19 protein-coding genes are annotated in these 19,819 nt (G+C 40.0%); 6 read left to right on the plus strand and 13 right to left on the minus strand.

Going from position 1 to position 19,819, the window contains the following annotated elements:
* Positions 1 to 508: 508 nt before the first annotated feature.
* The 12 genes from AC3WS5_RS11795 to AC3WS5_RS11850 form a co-directional block, all read right to left on the minus strand.
* The gene (locus AC3WS5_RS11795) at positions 509 to 1,195 is read right to left on the minus strand and encodes a phosphatase PAP2 family protein (RefSeq protein ID WP_492467581.1); all 687 of its coding nucleotides are present in this window, start codon (positions 1,193 to 1,195) and stop codon (positions 509 to 511) included.
* A gap of 27 nt (positions 1,196 to 1,222) precedes the next feature.
* A complete protein-coding gene (locus AC3WS5_RS11800; RefSeq protein ID WP_492467582.1) occupies positions 1,223 to 2,371 on the minus strand; it encodes an efflux RND transporter periplasmic adaptor subunit in 1,149 nt (382 codons plus the stop codon).
* 79 nt (positions 2,372 to 2,450) lie between these two features.
* On the minus strand, positions 2,451 to 6,800 hold the full coding sequence (locus AC3WS5_RS11805) for a CusA/CzcA family heavy metal efflux RND transporter (RefSeq protein ID WP_492467583.1): 4,350 nt from the start codon (positions 6,798 to 6,800) through the stop codon (positions 2,451 to 2,453).
* A gap of 131 nt (positions 6,801 to 6,931) precedes the next feature.
* Entirely contained in the window at positions 6,932 to 7,249 is a 318-nt protein-coding gene (locus AC3WS5_RS11810; RefSeq protein WP_492467584.1) for a hypothetical protein, read from the minus strand.
* A 207-nt stretch (positions 7,250 to 7,456) separates the two neighbouring features.
* Entirely contained in the window at positions 7,457 to 8,740 is a 1,284-nt protein-coding gene (locus tag AC3WS5_RS11815; RefSeq protein ID WP_492467585.1) for an MFS transporter, read from the minus strand.
* A 42-nt stretch (positions 8,741 to 8,782) separates the two neighbouring features.
* Positions 8,783 to 9,301, minus strand: a complete 519-nt coding sequence (locus tag AC3WS5_RS11820) for a hypothetical protein (RefSeq protein WP_492467586.1) — start codon at positions 9,299 to 9,301, stop codon at positions 8,783 to 8,785.
* Positions 9,302 to 9,325: 24 nt separating this feature from the next.
* A complete protein-coding gene (locus tag AC3WS5_RS11825; protein ID WP_492467587.1) occupies positions 9,326 to 9,682 on the minus strand; it encodes a DsrE/DsrF/TusD sulfur relay family protein in 357 nt (118 codons plus the stop codon).
* A gap of 29 nt (positions 9,683 to 9,711) precedes the next feature.
* On the minus strand, positions 9,712 to 10,818 hold the full coding sequence (locus AC3WS5_RS11830; protein ID WP_492467588.1) for an MBL fold metallo-hydrolase: 1,107 nt from the start codon (positions 10,816 to 10,818) through the stop codon (positions 9,712 to 9,714).
* A gap of 225 nt (positions 10,819 to 11,043) precedes the next feature.
* Complete coding sequence (locus AC3WS5_RS11835; protein WP_492467589.1) at positions 11,044 to 11,835, minus strand: nucleoside phosphorylase; 792 nt, start codon at positions 11,833 to 11,835, stop codon at positions 11,044 to 11,046.
* A 119-nt stretch (positions 11,836 to 11,954) separates the two neighbouring features.
* On the minus strand, positions 11,955 to 12,617 hold the full coding sequence (locus tag AC3WS5_RS11840; protein WP_492467590.1) for an ArsR/SmtB family transcription factor: 663 nt from the start codon (positions 12,615 to 12,617) through the stop codon (positions 11,955 to 11,957).
* Positions 12,618 to 12,656: 39 nt separating this feature from the next.
* Positions 12,657 to 13,166, minus strand: coding sequence for a TlpA family protein disulfide reductase (locus tag AC3WS5_RS11845; protein ID WP_492467591.1), 510 nt, complete (start codon positions 13,164 to 13,166; stop codon positions 12,657 to 12,659).
* A gap of 2 nt (positions 13,167 to 13,168) precedes the next feature.
* The gene (locus AC3WS5_RS11850; protein WP_492467592.1) at positions 13,169 to 13,678 is read right to left on the minus strand and encodes a rhodanese-like domain-containing protein; all 510 of its coding nucleotides are present in this window, start codon (positions 13,676 to 13,678) and stop codon (positions 13,169 to 13,171) included.
* 237 nt (positions 13,679 to 13,915) lie between these two features.
* Between AC3WS5_RS11850 and AC3WS5_RS11855 the strand changes: the two genes are divergently transcribed.
* On the plus strand, positions 13,916 to 14,131 hold the full coding sequence (locus AC3WS5_RS11855) for a hypothetical protein (protein ID WP_492467593.1): 216 nt from the start codon (positions 13,916 to 13,918) through the stop codon (positions 14,129 to 14,131).
* A gap of 129 nt (positions 14,132 to 14,260) precedes the next feature.
* On the opposite strand, the gene AC3WS5_RS11860 is transcribed toward AC3WS5_RS11855, so the two are convergent.
* Positions 14,261 to 14,548, minus strand: coding sequence for a hypothetical protein (locus AC3WS5_RS11860; protein WP_492467594.1), 288 nt, complete (start codon positions 14,546 to 14,548; stop codon positions 14,261 to 14,263).
* A 156-nt stretch (positions 14,549 to 14,704) separates the two neighbouring features.
* Between AC3WS5_RS11860 and AC3WS5_RS11865 the strand changes: the two genes are divergently transcribed.
* The 5 genes from AC3WS5_RS11865 to AC3WS5_RS11885 all read left to right on the plus strand — a co-directional run bounded on the left by AC3WS5_RS11865 (position 14,705) and on the right by AC3WS5_RS11885 (position 19,809).
* The gene (locus tag AC3WS5_RS11865) at positions 14,705 to 15,607 is read left to right on the plus strand and encodes a DUF8464 domain-containing protein (RefSeq protein WP_492467595.1); all 903 of its coding nucleotides are present in this window, start codon (positions 14,705 to 14,707) and stop codon (positions 15,605 to 15,607) included.
* A gap of 229 nt (positions 15,608 to 15,836) precedes the next feature.
* Positions 15,837 to 16,226, plus strand: a complete 390-nt coding sequence (locus tag AC3WS5_RS11870; RefSeq protein ID WP_492467596.1) for a plasmid mobilization protein — start codon at positions 15,837 to 15,839, stop codon at positions 16,224 to 16,226.
* Complete coding sequence (locus AC3WS5_RS11875; protein ID WP_492467597.1) at positions 16,214 to 17,521, plus strand: relaxase/mobilization nuclease domain-containing protein; 1,308 nt, start codon at positions 16,214 to 16,216, stop codon at positions 17,519 to 17,521. Before AC3WS5_RS11870 ends, AC3WS5_RS11875 begins: the two co-directional genes overlap by 13 nt.
* Positions 17,522 to 17,532: 11 nt before the next feature.
* The gene (mobC, locus tag AC3WS5_RS11880; RefSeq protein ID WP_492467598.1) at positions 17,533 to 19,530 is read left to right on the plus strand and encodes a conjugal transfer protein MobC; all 1,998 of its coding nucleotides are present in this window, start codon (positions 17,533 to 17,535) and stop codon (positions 19,528 to 19,530) included.
* A gap of 84 nt (positions 19,531 to 19,614) precedes the next feature.
* Positions 19,615 to 19,809, plus strand: a complete 195-nt coding sequence (locus tag AC3WS5_RS11885; protein ID WP_492467771.1) for a helix-turn-helix domain-containing protein — start codon at positions 19,615 to 19,617, stop codon at positions 19,807 to 19,809.
* Positions 19,810 to 19,819 lie beyond the last annotated feature (10 nt).

Consider the following 19,819-nt stretch of genomic DNA (forward strand, 5'->3'; position numbering starts at 1 on the left):
TATGAAACATCATAAAACACCAGACGCCATTTAATTGCTTAAAATGCAATGCATTGAACTGCTGCCGGTTCCTAGTAGAAACGGAAGCAGACTTTTAAAAGAAAAATCTTAAATTAGAAAAACAGAATAATGCAGATAGAGTTTGTCAGGCTTAGGAGGCCGGATACGATTATAAGAGAAGACAGTGTTTTGAATGCCGTTATAGAGAATACAATTTGCAATCCAATTGTCTTTTAATAAGAAATGCTCATCAAGATGCTTTATTATTTTGAGATGATAACTATCAGCTTGATTTTTTGCATGAATGTAAGTATGGGTTTCTTTCTCATAATTCTGCAACCTCTCAGCTTCGCATATTTCAAGCGTAGAAGAAGTATAACAAATAGCTGTTATAAGAATGAGGCAATATTTAAAGAAAGACTTCAAGTTTGCAAGGTAGTAATAATATTTTAATTAGAGAAATGGCATTACGCATGGCGATGGTATGTCAGAAGCCAACGAAAACCATTTAAAACCGTTTGACACTCCTTTTTCTTTTACCCCATCTGTACTGATGTGTCCAATAGGAAATTTTTGTTGACAATATTCCAATGCCCGCACCTACTAGCACATCGCTTAAATAGTGTTTGTTATTCATGATGCGTAGTGCGCCAACTGTAGACGCCAATGTATAGGAGAGATAGGGAACCCACTTATACCTTTTGCCGTATTCCTCAGAAAGAAAAGCAGCAGCAGCAAATGCCTGGGCTGTATGTCCTGATGGGGCTGAATTATTAGCACTATGATCGGGCCTAGTTTCATAAATAGTGCTTTTAAGAACTGTAACAGTGCTTAGCATGAGCAACTCACTTTTCATCAATATTGCTGATCTGTTGTAGAAATCAGTTCTTGATGGCATTCCTAATGCATCGAAACTATAAGCCAAGATAATAGGCGAAAACTGTAGGTAGTCGTCAGCACCCGTTTGAAAATGAGGAATGTCATTATTCCTCTCTTTATACAATTCAAAGTTTAAGGACTTTTTAAAATTGACCTCCGAAATGATGCCACCAAAGATGAGCGCTGAAGGAGCATACAATTGCCGCAAAGGATGATTACCGCCCGCTTTAAAACTAATTTTGGGAAGAGTATCATTAGTTTGAGCAAACCCCAAGAAAGTATGCAGTAGTAAAAATATAGTTAATAAATTTTTCATAACAACCATTTCAAAATGTTAATAATTTTAATCTTGTTCCCCACCCTGCGATTTATTCTTTTCCGACACCAGAAAATATGTTCCCTTTGTAACGACTTTAGCAGAAGGAGGAACGCTTTCTAAAAAACTGACCTGTGTATAGCCTGCTTCGGAAGCGCCAGTCTTCACCTCCTTCACTGAAAAAATATAATTGGTATCCTGCTTTTCGACGTAGGTTCGGGAGAGGATAAAAATGTTTTCTGTTTCGCCTGTTTTAAAGATTGCTTCCTCCGGAAGGGCAGTGACATTTTCATTTCCGGTTTCAATAAACGCATTTACATAAATGCCAGGCATTAAGTCTCCTATTGTATTGCGATCAACTCTTGCATGAACCGTTATTGATTTATTGGTGCTGTCAAAAGCTCTATCTATAGCGTAAATAGTTGCCATTGTATTGGCAGTACTTAATGATGGAGTAGTGAAAGTGAGTTTTTGACCGATGCGTATTTTACCTAAATCCTGCTGATAAATTTGAAGGTCTATGAATAAAGTACTATTATCGTAAATTTCAAAAATTATTTGGGTTGGGTCAGCAAACTTTCCAACATTCGCATTTACTTTCTGCACGTATCCGCTAATGGGTGAAATCAGTGGCACGGCTTGCAGTATTCTTCCATTTTCAATACTATTAATCGGTATGCCCAATAAATTAAGTTTATTTTTCAGGGAAAGTACAGTTGCACTTGTAGTATTATAATTGCTTAGCGTTTGCTGAACTAATTTTTTAGATGTAGCACTGTCGCTTAACATGTTTTTTTGCCTATCGTATTCCTGCTCTAAAAACACAAGCGAACTTTTAGCTTTCAGATAATCTTCTTGTAACTGTATATAATCGGGATGTTCTAAATAAGCAAGCACCTGCCCTTTTTTTACATAGCTGCCAGGGATAACCGATACAGATCTGATAACCCCACCCATTACCGGGGAAACATTTGCTTTATTTTGTGGTGGCGATGTAATAAATCCATTTGCTTTTATAATGTTTGTGAGATTTTTTTGAACAGGATTGCCGAGTTCTATTTTCATTATGTCAAACTGCTTTTTAGTAAGCATTACTTCGTCTGGTTTTAGACCTGCTTTTTCTTTGGTAGCTTCCTCCTGCGCTTTTTCCTTTTTTTCCTTGTCCTCGCTTTCCATCTGGCAAGAGTATAAAACGAAAACACACACAAATGAGAGTAGTGAAATCCGTATAATTGAATGTTTCATCTTTTAAAATTTAGTTATTTCCTAACAAGTAGTTTATATTAATGATGCTTTGGTTATATTGATTGAGCGCTCCCAGATATTGCAATTTTATATTAAATGCCTGGGTGAGGTTTTGTATATATTCTATATAGCTGATGTTTCCGTATCTATAGTTCACGCCTGCGTTTTTTATTATTTCATCCGACTGTTTTAAGCCTGCACTCTCATAGTAACTCAATTGCTCATGCCATTTTTGATACTGTTGGAGTTGTTGATTATAAGCAGCCCTTGTGGTGTCAATAACATTGGCGTAGTCTGCTTCGGCAATTTTTACACCCATCTTAGCCGCTTCATTTCTGCCCTGATAAGGACGGAACCAGAGAGGAATGTTTACCCCCACACTAAAACCAAAGCCGGAATTACCTATAAACTTTGAAGTACCAAAGGAGAGATCGGGCAAGGCTCTGCTTCTTGTTAATGCAAGGTTTGCAGCCGCAACATTTATATTTTGCTGATAATAATTAAGAATAGGATTTTGATATGCAGGAAGTGTATCTAATAAAATGGGCGTTGGCAGCTTTTCTACTCGGTTAACTGTTGGTTCAACAGGCGTATTAGTAAAAAGCCATTTTTGCAATTCCTGTTCGTAGATGATAATATCTGCCTGTGCTTGTTTTCTGAGCAATACAATTTGCTGATAGGTGGCATCGGCAGTTACCTTTTCCAGATAGCCTGTTTCTCCATTTGTATATCTCGAATTTGCTGCATTGGTAAAATTCCTATAAACACTATCCTGATAAATAAGCACCTTTAAATAATTCTGCCCATATACAAGTTGATAATAGGCCGTCTTTACATTTCTTATCAGGTCGGCTTTTGATATAGTCAAATATTTTTCACTTAAAACAACCTGCTGGTTTATTAGCTTCCCTTGCCTGTTATAGACAGTCGGTAAACTGAAAGACTGCTGAACTCCAATACTTTTATTGCCATTTGGAACGGTGTTATCAAAGCCATATTGAAATCCGGTTTTATTAAGGTCAACTGCGGTTTTTCTTAAAGCCTGTTGTTGACTTACTCCATATTCTGCACTTTTAATTGTCTGATTGTTTTTTAAAGCAAGTTTGATTGCATCATCAAGAGATAGCTGTAAAGGCTGAAAACCAGATGAGACAGGTAATTGTGCTTTACCAGTAAAAGGAAAGCAAAGAACCACCAATAAGAATAAAATTCCGATTGCATTGCCTATGCCTTTAACTTTTTTAGGCTTTTTGGTTGACATAAATAAGCTGTATAAAACGGGCAGCACAATTAAGGTGAGCAAAGTGGATGTTATTAAACCTCCAATGACAACAGTTGCCAAAGGACGCTGCACTTCAGCACCGGCAGAGGCAGAAATTGCCATAGGTAAAAAGCCAAGTGAAGCAACAGTGGCTGTCATCACTACAGGTCGAAGCCGTACATTAACGCCTTCTAAAATGCGCCTATTTATATTAGTTCTTCCTTCTTTTTTTAATTGATTAAAAAAGCTGACGAGTACAATGCCGTTGAGTACTGCCACACCAAAAAGGGCAATAAAGCCAACACCTGCAGAGATGCTAAAAGGCATACCCCTTAGCAGCAATGCAAACACACCACCAATAGCTGCAAAGGGTATTGCTGTAAATATTAACAGCGTTTCTTTAAGCGAGCCAAATGTGAAAAATAAGAGCATAAAAATCAAGGCTAAAGCGACAGGAACGGCAATCATCAGTCGCTGTTTTGCATCAATTAAATTCTGAAAGGCACCGCCATACGTTATAAGATATCCAGTTGGCAATTTCAACTGCGATGATAATTGAGTTTGGATGTCATTCACAACACTTTGAACATCCCGGTTACGAACATTTAACCCTATCGCTATTCTACGTTTAGTGTTGTCTCTTGAAATCAGAGAAGGACCTTCCTGATATTTTACAGTAGCAATTTCACTTAATGGAATTTGACTGCCGTTTGATAGTGAGATGAATAAATCCTGAACATTGGATAAATCTTTCCGGTGTTGCTCATCATAACGTATTACTAAATCAAACTGCCGATCTCCTTCATAAACAATGCCTGCCTTTGCCCCTGCAAAGGCAGTTTCCAAGGCGGTATTTACTTCCGCGATAGATAATCCCATTTGAGCGATTTTATCACGATTATAGGCTACGGTTATTTCCGGCAGCCCATTTGTTCTTTCTGCCAAAACATCCTGCGCACCGCTCACTTTGCTTATGATAGTCGCAGCCTGAGTTCCCAATTGTGCCAGCATATCCAAATCATCACCGTAAATCTTAACCGATACATCCTGCCGGGAACCACTTAATAATTCATTAAACCGTAACTGAATAGGCTGAGAAAATTCATAGTTCACCCCTGGGATTACCGATAATGCCTGTCTCATTTTATCAGCCAGCTCGGCCTCGTTAGCAGCGCTTACCCACTCGCTTTTATCCTTTAATACTATAGTAAACATTGCTGTTTCAATCGGATCAGGATCCGTTGGTATGCTCGCCACTCCAATACGGGATACAACTTCTTTAACTTCCGGGAATTGCTTCTTTAAGATATCACCCGCCTCTATTGTTGTTTTTATTGTTTGTGATAAGGAGCTACCCGGTTGTAAGCGAAGCTCTACCGTAAAATCTCCTTCTTGTAGTGTAGGAATGAATTCACCGCCAAGCTGGTTAAAAACAAAATAACTTATTACTAATAGTGTAACAGACGTAATAACTATTATAATTTTCCTTCGCAAGGCAAATAATATTACTGGCCGGTATATACGATGTAAAAAGCTCATTATCCTGTCTGCAAGGGTTATTTTATGGGAAACTTTTTTACTTAGCAGCACTGCCGACATCATGGGAACATAGGTAAGAGATAAGATTAATGCGCCCACAATGGCAAAGCTTACGGTTTGTGCCATAGGTTTAAACATCTTTCCTTCTACACCAGCCAAAGCAAGAATTGGAATGTAAACCATTAGGATAATTATTTCTCCGAAAGCGGCTGATTTACGGATACGTACAGCAGACTGAAATACCTGCTCATCCATTTGGGACTGTGATAATTCATTAAGTTTAGATAGCCGGGAATTATGGTGAACGCTAAAAACAATACTTTCTACGATAATTACTGCCCCATCTACTATTAATCCAAAATCAATGGCTCCCAGGCTCATTAGATTAGCAGAGACCCCAAAGAGGCTCATCATTCCCAAAGCAAACAACATAGAAAGAGGGATAACGGAAGCCACCACAATGCCTGCTCTAAGATTGCCTAAAAACAAGATTAATATAAATATAACTATCAATCCTCCTTCAATAAGGTTGCGGCTTACAGTGTGAATAGCCCTGTTTATTAAATTACTCCGGTCAATAAATGGCTTTATGATTATACCCTTTGGTAACGCTTTTTGAATTTCGGTTATTTTATTTTTTACAGCAGTAATTACCTGCATCGAATTTTCGCCTTTCAACATCAGTATCACACCACCCACTGCTTCTCCGGTTTCTGAAGTTGTCATTGCACCATACCTTATAGCATGTCCAAATTGCACCTGCGCCACATCTCTGATAAGAACCGGAATACCGCCATTATTTTTTACAACGATTTTTCCAACGTCATCAAGCGTTTTTACCAAACCTATCCCTCTTATAAAATAGGCGCTATGCAGTTTTTCTATGTATGCTCCACCTGTGTTCTGGTTATTTTGTTGCAGTGCATTAAATATTTCATTGACGGTAATATTTTGGCTTCTTAGCTTTTCAGGATCAACAGCCACTTCATATTGTTTTATATAGCCGCCGAAACTATTTATCTCGGCTACACCGGGTGTTCCTTCCAATTGTCTTTTTACAACCCAATCCTGTATTGTTCTGAGTTCGTCTAAGGAATATTTCTTTTCGCTGCCCGGCTGGGGTTGTAATACATATTGATAAATTTCGCCCAACCCTGTAGCAATGGGAGACATCTCTATAGTGGCGACACCTTGCGGAATTAAATCTTGAGCACCCTGAATTTTTTGAAATATCAGTTCCCTGGCACGGTAAATATCAACATCCTCTCTGAATACAATGGTTATTACCGATAGGCCAAAACGAGAAATAGACCTGATTTCGATAATACCCGGCGTATTAGCCATTGTAATCTCCAAAGGAGAAGTGATAGTTTGTTCAACATCTTGTGCCGATAAAGCAGGAGCAATGGCATGTACCTGCACCTGGTTATTAGTAATATCGGGTAAAGCATCAATAGGGAGCTTTGTTACAGAATAAACTCCCCAACCAATCAATGCCAGTACAAAGAATATAATAATGGCTTTATTTCTTATAGAAAAGCCTATGAGGTTATCAATCATGAATATTGATATAGATAATGATTTGAATGAAATCTTTAAGACAAATGGTATTATCCCGGCTTATTTTCGGAAATGAAAATTTTCACCGTGATTATGCATTAATCCGGCGTGCAGGAATTAAGAAGATAAAATCAAATCAAGAAAACAGAGTAGAACAGGTAAAGCCTATCTGGCTTCGGTGGCGGGGAGTTATATAAACCGAAATAGAATTTGTTGCCTTTATCAGCAGCAACTAAATAACGGTAGCAGAAGTTTACAACCAGATAAAGGTCATCGAGTTGTTTTACAGATTTAAATGTAAAGGTTTTGCCGTCTTTTTCAGCATTTGTATAGACATGTGTTTCGTTCCCATAATTCTGCTTGCATTCATTACTATCTAATTCAAAAACTGAATTAAAGTAACAAATACCTATAAGAATAATTAGGCAATATTTTAGGAAAGACTTCATCAGTTTCGCAATTTAGTAAAAAAAGCGAGATATACAACATATTTATATAAATAAAATAGTAACGATCTTTGAGAAAATTGTTACAGGTAAGCAACATATTGTACATCAGCCAACGAAAGTTCAGAAATTCTAAATCGGCGTAGGAGAGCAAAAATCATTATATGGTTTTTTCACTACAGACACAAAGTATCGCAAGCCTTTCCTTGATTATTTCTTATTCATTGTCTCTTTCATCCGAATCCAAACCACAACACCTGATAAAAAGGTGACAATCCCTGCGATATGTACTGCCCAAACGAGGCCGAGTAAACCAGCAACAATGCCTGCCATTAATGCTCCAACGGCATAGCCTATATCCCGCCAAAAGCGATAAACACCTAAAGAAGATGCTCTCCATGAAGGATGTGCCGTATCGCTTACCGCAGCCAGTAAAGCAGGATAAACCATAGCCGTTCCCAATCCCAACAATATAGAACCAACAATTCCTGAAGTCATAGGAGAAAACATTTCAAGACCGATAACGATATGCCCTAACACCTGTACGAACATCCCCCAAACAATAAGTGGTTTCCTGCCGATCTTATCGGCTAAAGGACCTGTTATGATCTGACCTGCACCCCATACTACCGGATAAATAGCTTTTATCCATCCAACACCTTCCAAGCCGACACCCATTGATACAAACAGTAATGGGAATACTCCCCACGACATACCATCGTTCAGATTATTGATCAACCCTGCCTGTGATACGGCAAAGAGGTTTTTGTTTTTAAAGGAAGTTTCTTTGAAAACCCAAAGCAGGTTGGGTTTATGCGCGTGTTCACCTGAAGTAGTCGTTTTTACTTGCGCAGCCTCAAGTCGTGCATGTTTGCGTGTGTCTTTTACAACAAAAATGGACAAGAGTATCCCGATAACAGTATAGGCAATACCGATATAGAAAGGTTCCGGTCTTAATCCGTAATAGGAAGCGAGATAGCCTGTTAATAAAGCAGTAAGCCCAACTGCACCATAACCGGCAGCTTCGTTAAGCCCCATTGCAAAGCCCCGCTTTTTAGGGCCAACCAGATCAATTTTCATATTGACCGTCATTGACCAGGCTAAACCCTGACTTACGCCTAACAGAACATTGGCAAATAATATCCAATTCCAGGTAGGCCCCCAGGCAAGCAGGAAAGGAACAGGCATCCCGATCAACCAGCCTATGATCAGCACTTTCTTACGAGTGTACCTGTCCGCCAAGGTGCCTGAAATAAGGTTGGTAAACGCTTTTACGACACCAAAAGCAATAATGAAAGAGAATACGACAACATCAGAACCGATCTTAAATTCATCGGTTCCTACAAGCGGTACTACGGTTCTTTCCAGCCCAACCATACCGCCCACCATCATATTGACAAGTACCAGTAAGGTGAACTGTCGCCAGTTTTCTTTTAATCCTAATCTAATTGTATCCACTTTTACTATGGTGTTATGTAGCCTTCCATTCCACATCAGGAGAATTCATTTTAAGTATTATATTTTTAGCAGTACCACCTATTGTTTGGGATGCTCAGACTTCGGATGTTCGGAGTTTGGATGTTCTGAGGTGGGGTGTTCGTTTTTTTTCTTCCCTTCCGGTTTGGTTTTCCAGGTATTGCCGTCCTTGTACCAATCATATCTGGCAACACTGTTCACTTTATGCACTTTTCTTTCCGTTGGGGTAAGCTCTTTACCATCCCATTTCATAAAAACATCAATATCATACAGCCTGCCGTCGTCGCCCTTAAAATCTGCACAAACAAAATAATTGTTGTCGCCTACATGCGCCAGTCGGTCGTCATGTATTTTATCCAGCTTTAATTTCAACAGATTTTTTGCAACTGAATCATAAACTGTATAATAGCCATTGTTTTCTTTTTGCTCCTTTTTTACATAGTCGCTCACACCAGCGGAAAGCTCACTTGCAGTAAGCTGTTTTGCGTTCTGCTGTTTATTTGCGGGGTGTTCTTGCCCGCAGGCTGTCAACGACCATACGCAGATAAACAGCGTCGGGATAAATGTGATTACTTTCATGATTTTTTTTACGTAATGAATAGATTAAAAAGTCATCGCCTGATCTGCCTCGGCAATCCATTTTCCGAGGTCATCCATGCAGCTCATTTCTGAACCTTCAATGATCTGCCCGGCAGTAAGCCCCCGCGCTTCAGCGCAACTTCCACACAGTTTCACTTTTGCCCCTTTGGTAAGAGAAAATTTCATCATGCGTTCAATGTTATAATATCCGTTCGGCGTTTTCTGTCCTGCGATAGCGCAGCTCACAGCATCTGCCATCAGAAAGACGTTTACCTGTACGTCAGCATGATTTTTATTTAACTGATTGGCGATGCGAAAAGCATTGTAGGCTTTTTCCGTTCCATAAGGGGCATCGTTGATGATAACGAGTATCTTTTTCATTGAATGGCTCTTTTTGAATTACAGGATTATTATGAAACGGCACATCTGTTAGCACCTGCTTCAAGGTCTGCCGGGTTAACACCTTCGTAGCTTCCTGCTTTATTAAGTGAAGCAATCTGAAGATAGTTGGGAGGTGTGGGAGGAATACGCTTCATGGTCTGCTCTACGAAAGCGTCCTTTTCCAATTGAAGCAATTCTATCTTTACGGATAAGTTAGAGAGTTTATCTCCGATTATGTTACCATCAAAAGCAATTGCGCTTGAAGTGTGCGCAGGCAGGATGAGCAGGTCTTCATCGCTGAGGGTTAAAATCTTTCCGAGTGATGTAAATAGTTGCTCGGCATTTTTTAGTCCCTGTTTATGATCAGCTTTCAAATCGGGCCTTCCCACACCATCAGTAAACAGGATGTCACCTGTAAGCAGGTAATTATTGTTTATCAGATAAGAGATACTTTCAGGTGTGTGGCCTGGTGTAAATACAGCCATTAGATTAGCTGAACCAAAAGGAACAACGTCTCTGTCACTAATCGGGGTAAAATCATATTCAACGCCTGCATTCTCTGTAAACAAATGCACGGCATCTGTGGCTTTTGCCAGCTCGATGGTACGAGAGATGTAATCTGCATGGATGTGGGTATCCATCACATATTTGATTGTCCAGCCATTTTCTGCTGCAATGGCGGCATAAACCTCGGGGTCTAATGAAGCATCCACTACAATCGCTTCATTATCGGAGCCAAGGATATAAGATAGGCATCCCTTAGCCACTCTTCTTACCTGGATGATGGTCACATCTCCATCCTTTATTTCTGCAGTATTCCAGGCATAGTTCCAGGCTTTCATACCGCCTTCCAAAGAATAGGCATCAAAGCCTTTTTTTCTTAATGCATCCGATGCCATTTGACTTGTCCTGCCTGCGGCACATACAGTAACAACTGTTGTGTTTTCAGGTAGATCAACCTCATCCAATACCGAGCGATCACCTTCGTTAAGTCGCTTGTAAGCATCCACATAATGGCTGCCGGCAATCTGCCATTCGTCTCGCTGATCTTGAGGGCGTACATCTAAAATAGTTACCTCTTCTCCCTTCTCCAGCATTTTCTGAAGTTCGGTTACTGTTATTGCCTGAGTGTTCATGATATAATTTTTTAACAAGGCAAATGTAAGAAAAGAAAATCAACTATTCAATAGATTTATTGAATAGATTGAACACCACAATTCACTCTCATTCCTATAGTAGAATAGGAGTCAATGTAGATGCAATTAGATGAAGGTTCTTATTGGCAATACAAGAAAAATCAGGATTAAAATACAGTCGTTGGAGTACTTACTTAAATCCTATGGACTTATGTTTTCGGTATATTAAACAATCTGTTGACTATGTTTTATAACCAATTCAAGAAGCTCTAACGTGTCCATACTTCCAAAGTATTCACCCTTTTCAAAATCACCTTCGCTTTGTGCCATAGTATTTGTGAGGTGAGCAAAGCAAATTATATGCTTGCGTTTCGCTATGCCCAAAGCGTACAAGGCAGCAGCTTCCATTTCAACACAAGTGATACCTTGCTTCTTCATTGCCTCGATAGCTTCTTTCGTTTCCCTGTAAGGCGCATCAGTAGTCCAGCTTTTGGCGTCAACCCATAAAGGCTGAGAAATAGAACTAAGCTGTTTGAAAAGATCATCACAAAGGGAGGCTCTGATTTCCTTAGAAATATAATGATAACTTGTGCCCTCGTCCCTTACAGCCTCAGTTATTAACGCAAATCGTTTAGCTTCACCAGGTTCATTAATAATACCCGCTGAAGTAACACTGATCAATAGTTCACAACCTGAAACAAATAATTGTTCTGCAACCAATACAGCGTAAGATGCTCCTACGATGCAGGGCAATATGCCTATCCTGATCCCTTCTAACTCAAAGTGATAAAGATTAGAATGATAGCAGGCCCAACAATTATTTTTCTCTGCCAATCCTTCCTTATTGAGATAGCTCACCAAATCTCCATCTGGATCTAATACGCAGATGGCAGGAACCGGACAAGTGCCGATATTTTTCTGTCGTCGTGCTTCCCGTAACAAGTTCTCAGGAAGAAAAACAGAAGGGGAATTGTAAAACTTGTTGTTAAGTATCGTCAGTTTATCCTGGTTATTCATTTTAAATAAAGTACAAAGCCTATAACTCCTTTATGCTGTTAATGCAGTAATATGGTTGTTATTGTTTCACTTTCCCTTTGAAGACTCTTTGGAAATTTTCAAGTTTTACCGCGAGTCTTTTATGTGTGTGCAATAGGATAACCTTTCAATGCCCAATCAGGAAATCCTTCGTCCATTCTTTTCGCTTTAAAGCCCTTCTTTTTCAACAGGCTTACAGCTTCATCCGCATACACACAGAATGGGCCTCTACAGTATGCTACGATCACTTTATTTTTAGGAAGATTCCTCAAATACTTCGCAAGTTTTTCTAACGGCGTAGATATTGCTCTGTGAATATGTCCTCTGCTATATTCTTCTTCAGGGCGAACATCGAGCAGTATCACTTCGTCTTTTTCTATCAACCTTACTAACTCGTCAGTACCTACACACTCCATATCACCATAGCCAATGCGAAAATCATTTACTACTTTTTCCACTTCTGCATTATAGGTTAATCCAAGCTCCCGTAACGACGACCAAGCATTGAAAACATTTTCGCCTGCGAGCGCATAGTTTATAAAATTTCCATTACGGGCAATGCTAACCAGTTTCGCATTTTTCAGCGTTTGTAAATGTTGTGACGCGTTAGCTACCGACATTCCGGTGTAATTGGCAATTTCTTCTACAGAGAAAGGTCCCTGTGCAAGCAGATCAATTATTTCAAGACGGTGGGGATTAGCGAGTGCCTTTGTCACTTTTGACAGTTCCCCGTACACTTTGTCTTTAAATTCTCTTTTATTCATTATTATTATTTATCACATTTTTATTTCCTTTAAAATATCCTAATTCTGTTTTTCCAGATACTGTTTTATAAAATTCGCCAGTTCTTTACCATGCAAATTTGTAGCAGCAACATTTCCATTTCCATCAACGAGTACATTGAAAGGTAATGCTTCTATGCCGTAGATGTTTGCTACAGGACTATTCCAAAATTTCAAATCGCTGATTTGTGGCCAAGTAAGTTTTAAACTGTTGATAGCTTTTCCCCAACTATCCTTTTTCTTATCTAAGGATACGCCCAAAATTTGAAACTTTCCTTCCTTAACATATTTGTCATATTGCTGATAGATTGCTTTTAGCTCAGGTTGCTCTTTAACGCAAGGCGCACACCAAGAAGCCCAAAAATCCACCAATACAAGTGAACCTTTTAAAGAAGACAAAGACAGTAATTTTCCGTTTGGTTGAGATAGTGATATTTCCGGTGCAGGAGATCCAATCTGTAGTGATTGATTTTGGGCCATAAGGCCGTAACTAAATAACATCGATGTTAATAAGCTCAACAAATATTTCATGATTATTCAGTAACAGGATAATTTTTGTCAATCCAATCCACCTTAATATTTTTAGGCAAGTTGAGGAGTTTGGCATTTTTAAAATTCATCTCCTTTATAGTGTTAAATGCTGGTCTGATATTGGGGCATTTGTCAAATGGACAACAACCACAATAAATGACAATCTCTTTATCCTTTTTCAGGGTTTTTAGATAGCTCCTCAATTTTGTAAGGTTGGCTGCCTCATGTGTTGACCCGATATCAACAGATCCTTTTATCAAGGCATCTGGTCCGACGTTTATTATCAGCAAGTCTCCGGTTTGGTGATTAACAATTCTTTCTGCAAGAACGCCTGGCTGCATTAGCTGACTACTGTTCCAGGGCTCCTTGTCTTGTGCTTTGGCATTGCCGTGCCAAAGCACGAATGCTATAACTGCTGCGTAAAAAAACCTTATTCTCATTGAATTTTTTCCGCAATATACTACATTTTTTCTATTCAATAGAATAATTGAATTGTTTGTTTTGAACCTCACTCCCTAAATGTTTATATTTGCACGGAAAATATTCTTGAAGCGTTTTTGCTTTAAGTCCCACACTGAAACTTAGGAACTTTCAAATGGCAACGGGACATAAGTGGAGAACGCTCATGCTACGGCGTGGGCGCACTTATCGTTGCCGGGTTTCCTAAGACCTCAGTGCGGTGAGTTGTTGCCTGCGCTATTTTTTTGCTTAGGCGACAAGTCCAAACGAAACTATTAAAGGAACATAGTATGACTTCAGCTAATCACTATCCCGATTTTGAGTACACTGCGGGACAATTATTCAAGTTTCTTGCTGCCAGCGACTTTTTCACCATTATGCTCAAAAATGGTGACATTATTCATTTTGCACCCAAAAATGTAAGTGGTTTTCAAAAATGGTTAGAGGAAAACAACATACCAAGTATCCGATCAGAAGAAGGATGGGTGATCTCGAAGAGAAACTAAAAGACCATTATATCCTCATCCAGCTCATCTCTTTTTTTCTCTTTCATACAAAAATAAGCCATTTGAAGGGATCAGAGGCCCTATACCTACAAACATCTGTTTCCCTCCAAATGGCCCTGATGTTATCCGCTACTTTGTACTGAGTGCTTTCAGTTTTTCACTGAGTTCTGTTAGGCCTGCTTTAGTAAGATAATCATCAGCAATTACTTGTAATTCCTGCAAAGCTTCGGGGGGAATACTTTCCAGTAAGGCAGACGATTTATCATCGTCTTTGGCCGTTAATCCACGCTTGAGGACACTATGCAATAACAATACGTTCTTGCGGGAGATCCTCATGTCAATCTTCACTGTTTCACTCATGCCAGGGATACTCAGAATAGTATCATACACTTTGGCTACATCACTTGTTGTTAGCATAATCACTCGGTTTTAATTTAAACAATACTCACTATACAAAAATAAATAACCCGGCTTTCTACATCCTCATCAAAATATGATGAGGATAGGTTAATCCCATATCGCCTGTTTAACTTCGCATCGAAGAACTGAATGTGTGTTTGAAAAAGTGTGGTTATGGATTTCAGGAACAAAAGGCTTTCCATCAGTGAGGCCAAAGAAATAGACATCGTTCATTACCTGTCAAATTTAAGATATGAACCTGCAAAGATCAGGAACAATGATTATTGGTATTTTTCACCACTGCGCGATGAAAAAACGCCATCTTTCAAAGTCAACCGCAGGCTGAACCGCTGGTACGATCATGGCCTCGGTAAAGGTGGCAACCTAGTTGATTTTGCCATCCTGTATCATGGCTGCACCCTTTCCCAATTACTACAGAATTTAAATGGTAATCTTTCCCTTCAAAAGCCCGTACTTCAGCAGTCTTTTACCAGGCACGAACCGGAAAATCAAATAAAGATTTTAGGGGACTTCATACTTTCCTCCAGCGCCCTTTTGCGGTACTTGCAACAACGCCGCATACCTGTTGACATTGCCGACCGCTATTGCCGGGAAGTCCGGTACGAACTCAGGGGGAAAGTTTATTATGGCATCGGCTTCAGGAATAATTTAGGAGGCTTTGAAATACGCAATCCTTACTTCAAAGCTAGCAGCTCGCCAAAAAGCATCACCACCTTTGATAACAGCGCCGGTGAGGTCATCGTTTTTGAAGGATTTACTGACTTCCTTTCCTTCAAGGCCATCCATCAACAAGACCCCGAATACCCCTTTGATTTTGTAGTGCTGAACTCTGTGTCCTTCTTTGAAACTGCACGCCCTTTTTTGGAAAAACATAATGCCATCAGGCTGTACCTGGACAGGGATACTACCGGACAAAATTGCAGCCGATATGCACTCTCCCTAAGCAGTAAATACAAGGACGAAAGCAGCCTGTATCAAAACCACAAGGACTTCAACGAATGGATGGTGAATTTCGGCAAGCCGCAAAGGAAACATCAAAAACAGAAGTTGAAATAAGTGATAACAGAACTATAAGAGCCGCTTTAAAGTGCTTTAGCCCTCTTATATGCTTTAGAGCCTTATCAATGTCTGAAAGAGGTTCTAAAAGCTGAAGGATTGCAACTTTCCCGCAATCGGCCAGATGAACGGTTGTTAAACAACCGGATCTGGCTGCCCTTCACTCGGAACTCGTGGGCAGGGCGTCTGAAAGGTGAAAATGAGTTTGAAAACGTGAAAATGAGTAGTGATGGAAAGACAACATTCAAACAGGACACGCATTATCGGGTTGCGTCTGACACCCGATGAGTATGCAAAAATTGAAAAGAAATGGAAGGCTTCAACTTGCCGTAAGTTAAGTGATTATGTACGTCACAGCCTGTTCGAGAAGCCTATTGTAACGACCTACCGCAGCAGCTCACAGGATGACTTAATGGCAGAACTCACCCGCCTTCGCAGTGAGTTAAATGCAGTCGGAAACAACTTCAATCAGGCTGTTAAAAAGCTCCATACACTCAGCCAGATCATTGAATTTAGAAGCTGGTTGATAGCGTATGAAGTGGAGAAAAAAATCCTTAGCAATAAGGTAGACGAGGTAAGGAATAACGTAAAAAAAATACTGGAAACATGGTTGCAGTGATCAGGCCCGGCCACTCCATGCACCGTATTTTCAAATACAATGAGAACAAGGTTAAAGAAGGTGTAGCAGAGTGCATTGGGGCAGAAAATTTTCCGTTGAACGCAGATGAAATGAGCCTGAAAATTAAGTTGGGCTATCTGCTGAAAAGGATAGAACTGAGAGAGAATGTTAAACGAAACAGCGTACATATTTCCCTCAATTTTGACCCTTCGGAAACGAATTTGAGCAAGGAAAAACTGATGGAAATTGCCAATGTCTATATGCAGAAGTTAGGCTTTGGCGAGCAGCCCTATCTTGTTTACCAGCACCATGACGCAGGCCACCCGCATATCCACATAGTCACTACCAATATCCAGTCTAACGGCAATCGTATTGACCTGCATCACCTCGGCATTCGCAAGTCAGAACCCGCAAGAAAAGAGATTGAAAAAATGTTCGGTCTTGTAGTGGCAGATGCCCATGCAAGAAGGGAAGCATTCAGGTTAAAACCTATTGACGTAAAGAAGGTGCAATACGGGCGTACAGAAACAAAAAGAGCCATCACCAATGTATTGGATGCGGTACTGTCGAAGTACCATTACACCAGCCTGCCGGAGCTGAATGCAGTATTGAAACAGTACAATGTACTGGCAGATCGTGGCAGTGAACATTCAAGAATTTTTCAGGGTGGCGGATTGGTTTACCGAATATTGGACGGGGAAGGAAAACCAGTAGGCGTACCGATAAAAGCCAGTGACTTCTACAACAAACCAACTCTGAAATTTCTGGAAGAAAAATATACCCCTAATGATGCCAAACGACAGCCTTTTAAAAGCCGTGTGAAAAATGAGATAGACAGGTTGTTTATTAGCAAAACGCCAACGCTTGATGAACTGGTAAAGCAACTCGAAAGAAAGGGCATACACGTTGCCTTACGTCAAAATGATGCCGGGTTAACATACGGCATAACCTACGTGGATCATCAAACCAAAAGTGTCTTCAACGGAAGTGCATTAGGTAAGCAATATAGTGCTAAAGCCATACAGGAAAGATGCGGCTTTAAAGAAACCGTGAAACCTGACTTACTGCCGAAACCCGGCCAAAAAACAGGAAGTACCTCCATTCCTGCACAAGCTACTAAACCTGACATTACACCTGTTCTCCAAGACACTAATACGGTCCCGGTTACAATATCCGATGGTAGCATACTGGATTCCCTTTTACAAACCGAACAGGCGGCTGATTATGTACCCGGACAACTAAAGAAAAAGGGTAGAAAAAAGAAACAGAGAAAGAACATTTCCAATAACCAATAAAATTTAAAACAATGGCTGTACAGACAGGTGAAAATGAACAGGCGCTGAGAAAAATTCTGGACATGACCAGGTTAATCAGTATCGTTATTTTAGTGATACACTTCTATTATTATTGCTATGCCGCCTTTCAGGAATGGGGGTTAAGCAGCACTTTCAGCGACCGTATTTTAGGCAACATTTACCGAACAGGCATATTCAGCAACTTCGTTAAAAGCAAGTTGATTGCTTTAGGCTTTCTGATAATTTCCCTGCTCGGAGCCAAAGGCCGGAAGGATGAGAAACAGAGCTATAAAACTGCCTTTGCTTATCTCATAACGGGGCTGTTACTTTATTTTGCAAGTTATCTTTCCATGATGCTTCAGTTGCCTTCACAAGAGAAGGCAATCGTTTATATAAGCATCACCTCAATAGGCTTTTTGCTGGTACTTTCTGGTGGCACATTGCTTTCCCGGATCATTAAAAGCAAGTTCAATAACAAGGATATTTTCAATAAGGAAAATGAGACGTTCCCGCAGGAAGAACGCTTTCTGGAAAATGAGTTTTCCATTAACCTGCCTGCACGCTACCATTTAAAAAATAAAGTACGTAATAGCTGGATAAATATCATCAATCCGTTCAGGGCTATCATGGTGTTGGGTACGCCGGGAGCAGGTAAATCCTACTTTGTTATAAGGCATGTGATTACCCAACATATCCGTAAGGGATTTACAATGTTCGTGTATGACTTTAAGTTCGACGACCTTTCAAGAATTGCCTATAATTCCTGGTTGAAAAACAAGCACAGGTACGTTAAGCCACCAAAGTTTTATGTGATCAATTTTGATGACTTAACGAGAAGCCATCGGTGTAATCCGTTGGAGCCGTCAGCCATGACTGATATTACTGATGCTGCGGAATCTGCCCGTACTATTTTAATGGGATTGAACAGGGAATGGATCAAAAGACAAGGAGATTTTTTCGTAGAATCGCCCATTAACTTTCTGACAGCGGTTATCTGGTATTTGAAAAAATACAAAGACGGAGAATTTTGCACATTACCACACGTCATTGAGTTGATGCAGGCAGACTATGATAGCCTGTTTACATTATTCAGAACAGAAGCTGCCAAAGAGTGCGAGGTATTGATCAATCCGTTTTTGAATGCCTACTTAAACGATGTTATGGAGCAACTGGAAGGCCAGATTGCATCTGCTAAAGTAGCTATGGCAAGACTTTCATCACCACAGTTGTATTATGTTTTATCCGGCAATGATTTCAATCTTGATGTGAATAATCCAGACGACCCGAAAGTAGTTTGCATGGGCAATAATCCGCAAAAGATACAGATCTATGGAGCAGTGCTTTCCCTTTATGTAACCCGTCTTGTAAAGCAGGTGAACAAGAAAGGAAAATTGAAAAGCAGTTTGGTTTTTGACGAGTTTCCGACTATCTATTTGAACAACATGGATAGCCTTCTAGCCACTGCAAGGAGCAACAAGGTTTCCACCTGCTTAGGCATCCAGGATTTCAGCCAGCTTCGTAAAGATTATGGCCGGGAGCAGGCAGATGTAATTATGAATATCACGGGCAACATCGTGGCCGGGCAAGTCACAGGCGATACCGCAAAGCAGCTCTCCGAACGCTTCGGGAAGATCATGCAGGACAGGGAAAGTTATTCCATCAACAGCGGCGACACGTCTATCAGTCGTTCCAAGCAGCTTGAGACCGCTATACCTCCCTCAAAAATATCCGCATTAAGTTCAGGCGAGTTCGTGGGTATGGTGGCTGACGACCCCGATAATAAGATAGAGCTGAAAACCTTTCATTGTGAAATTATCAATGACCACGTAGCGCTGAAAAGAGAGGAAGAAAACTATAAAGAGATAGAAGTTATCCGTAAGCTGGATAGTAGCATGGTACAGCGCAATTATTTCCAGATCAAGCAGGACGTACAAGATATTATTCAGTCGGAAATGGAGAGGATGTTGAATAATCCAGGTTTGAGTCATTTGGTTGTGAAGAAACAATAATAACATGCAATTGAATAAAAACATCTCATTAAATGATATATTTTCAAAAAAGTGGTACCTTTAAAATATTAACTTTTGAAGCAAATGAATCGCATCAAAGAAGTTTTGGATGAAAAAGGTATCAAACAAAAATGGCTGGCTGAAAAGCTCAAAAAAAGTTACAATATGGTGAATTCTTATGTTCAGAACAGGAGGCAGCCGAGCTTGGAAATATTAACCGAAATAGCTGCGATACTGGATGTGGATGTACGAGAATTGATAGTAGCAACAAAAAAATAACTAATTGAAG

The sequence above is a fragment of the Niabella sp. CPT15-335-S11 genome (genome assembly GCF_058792415.1).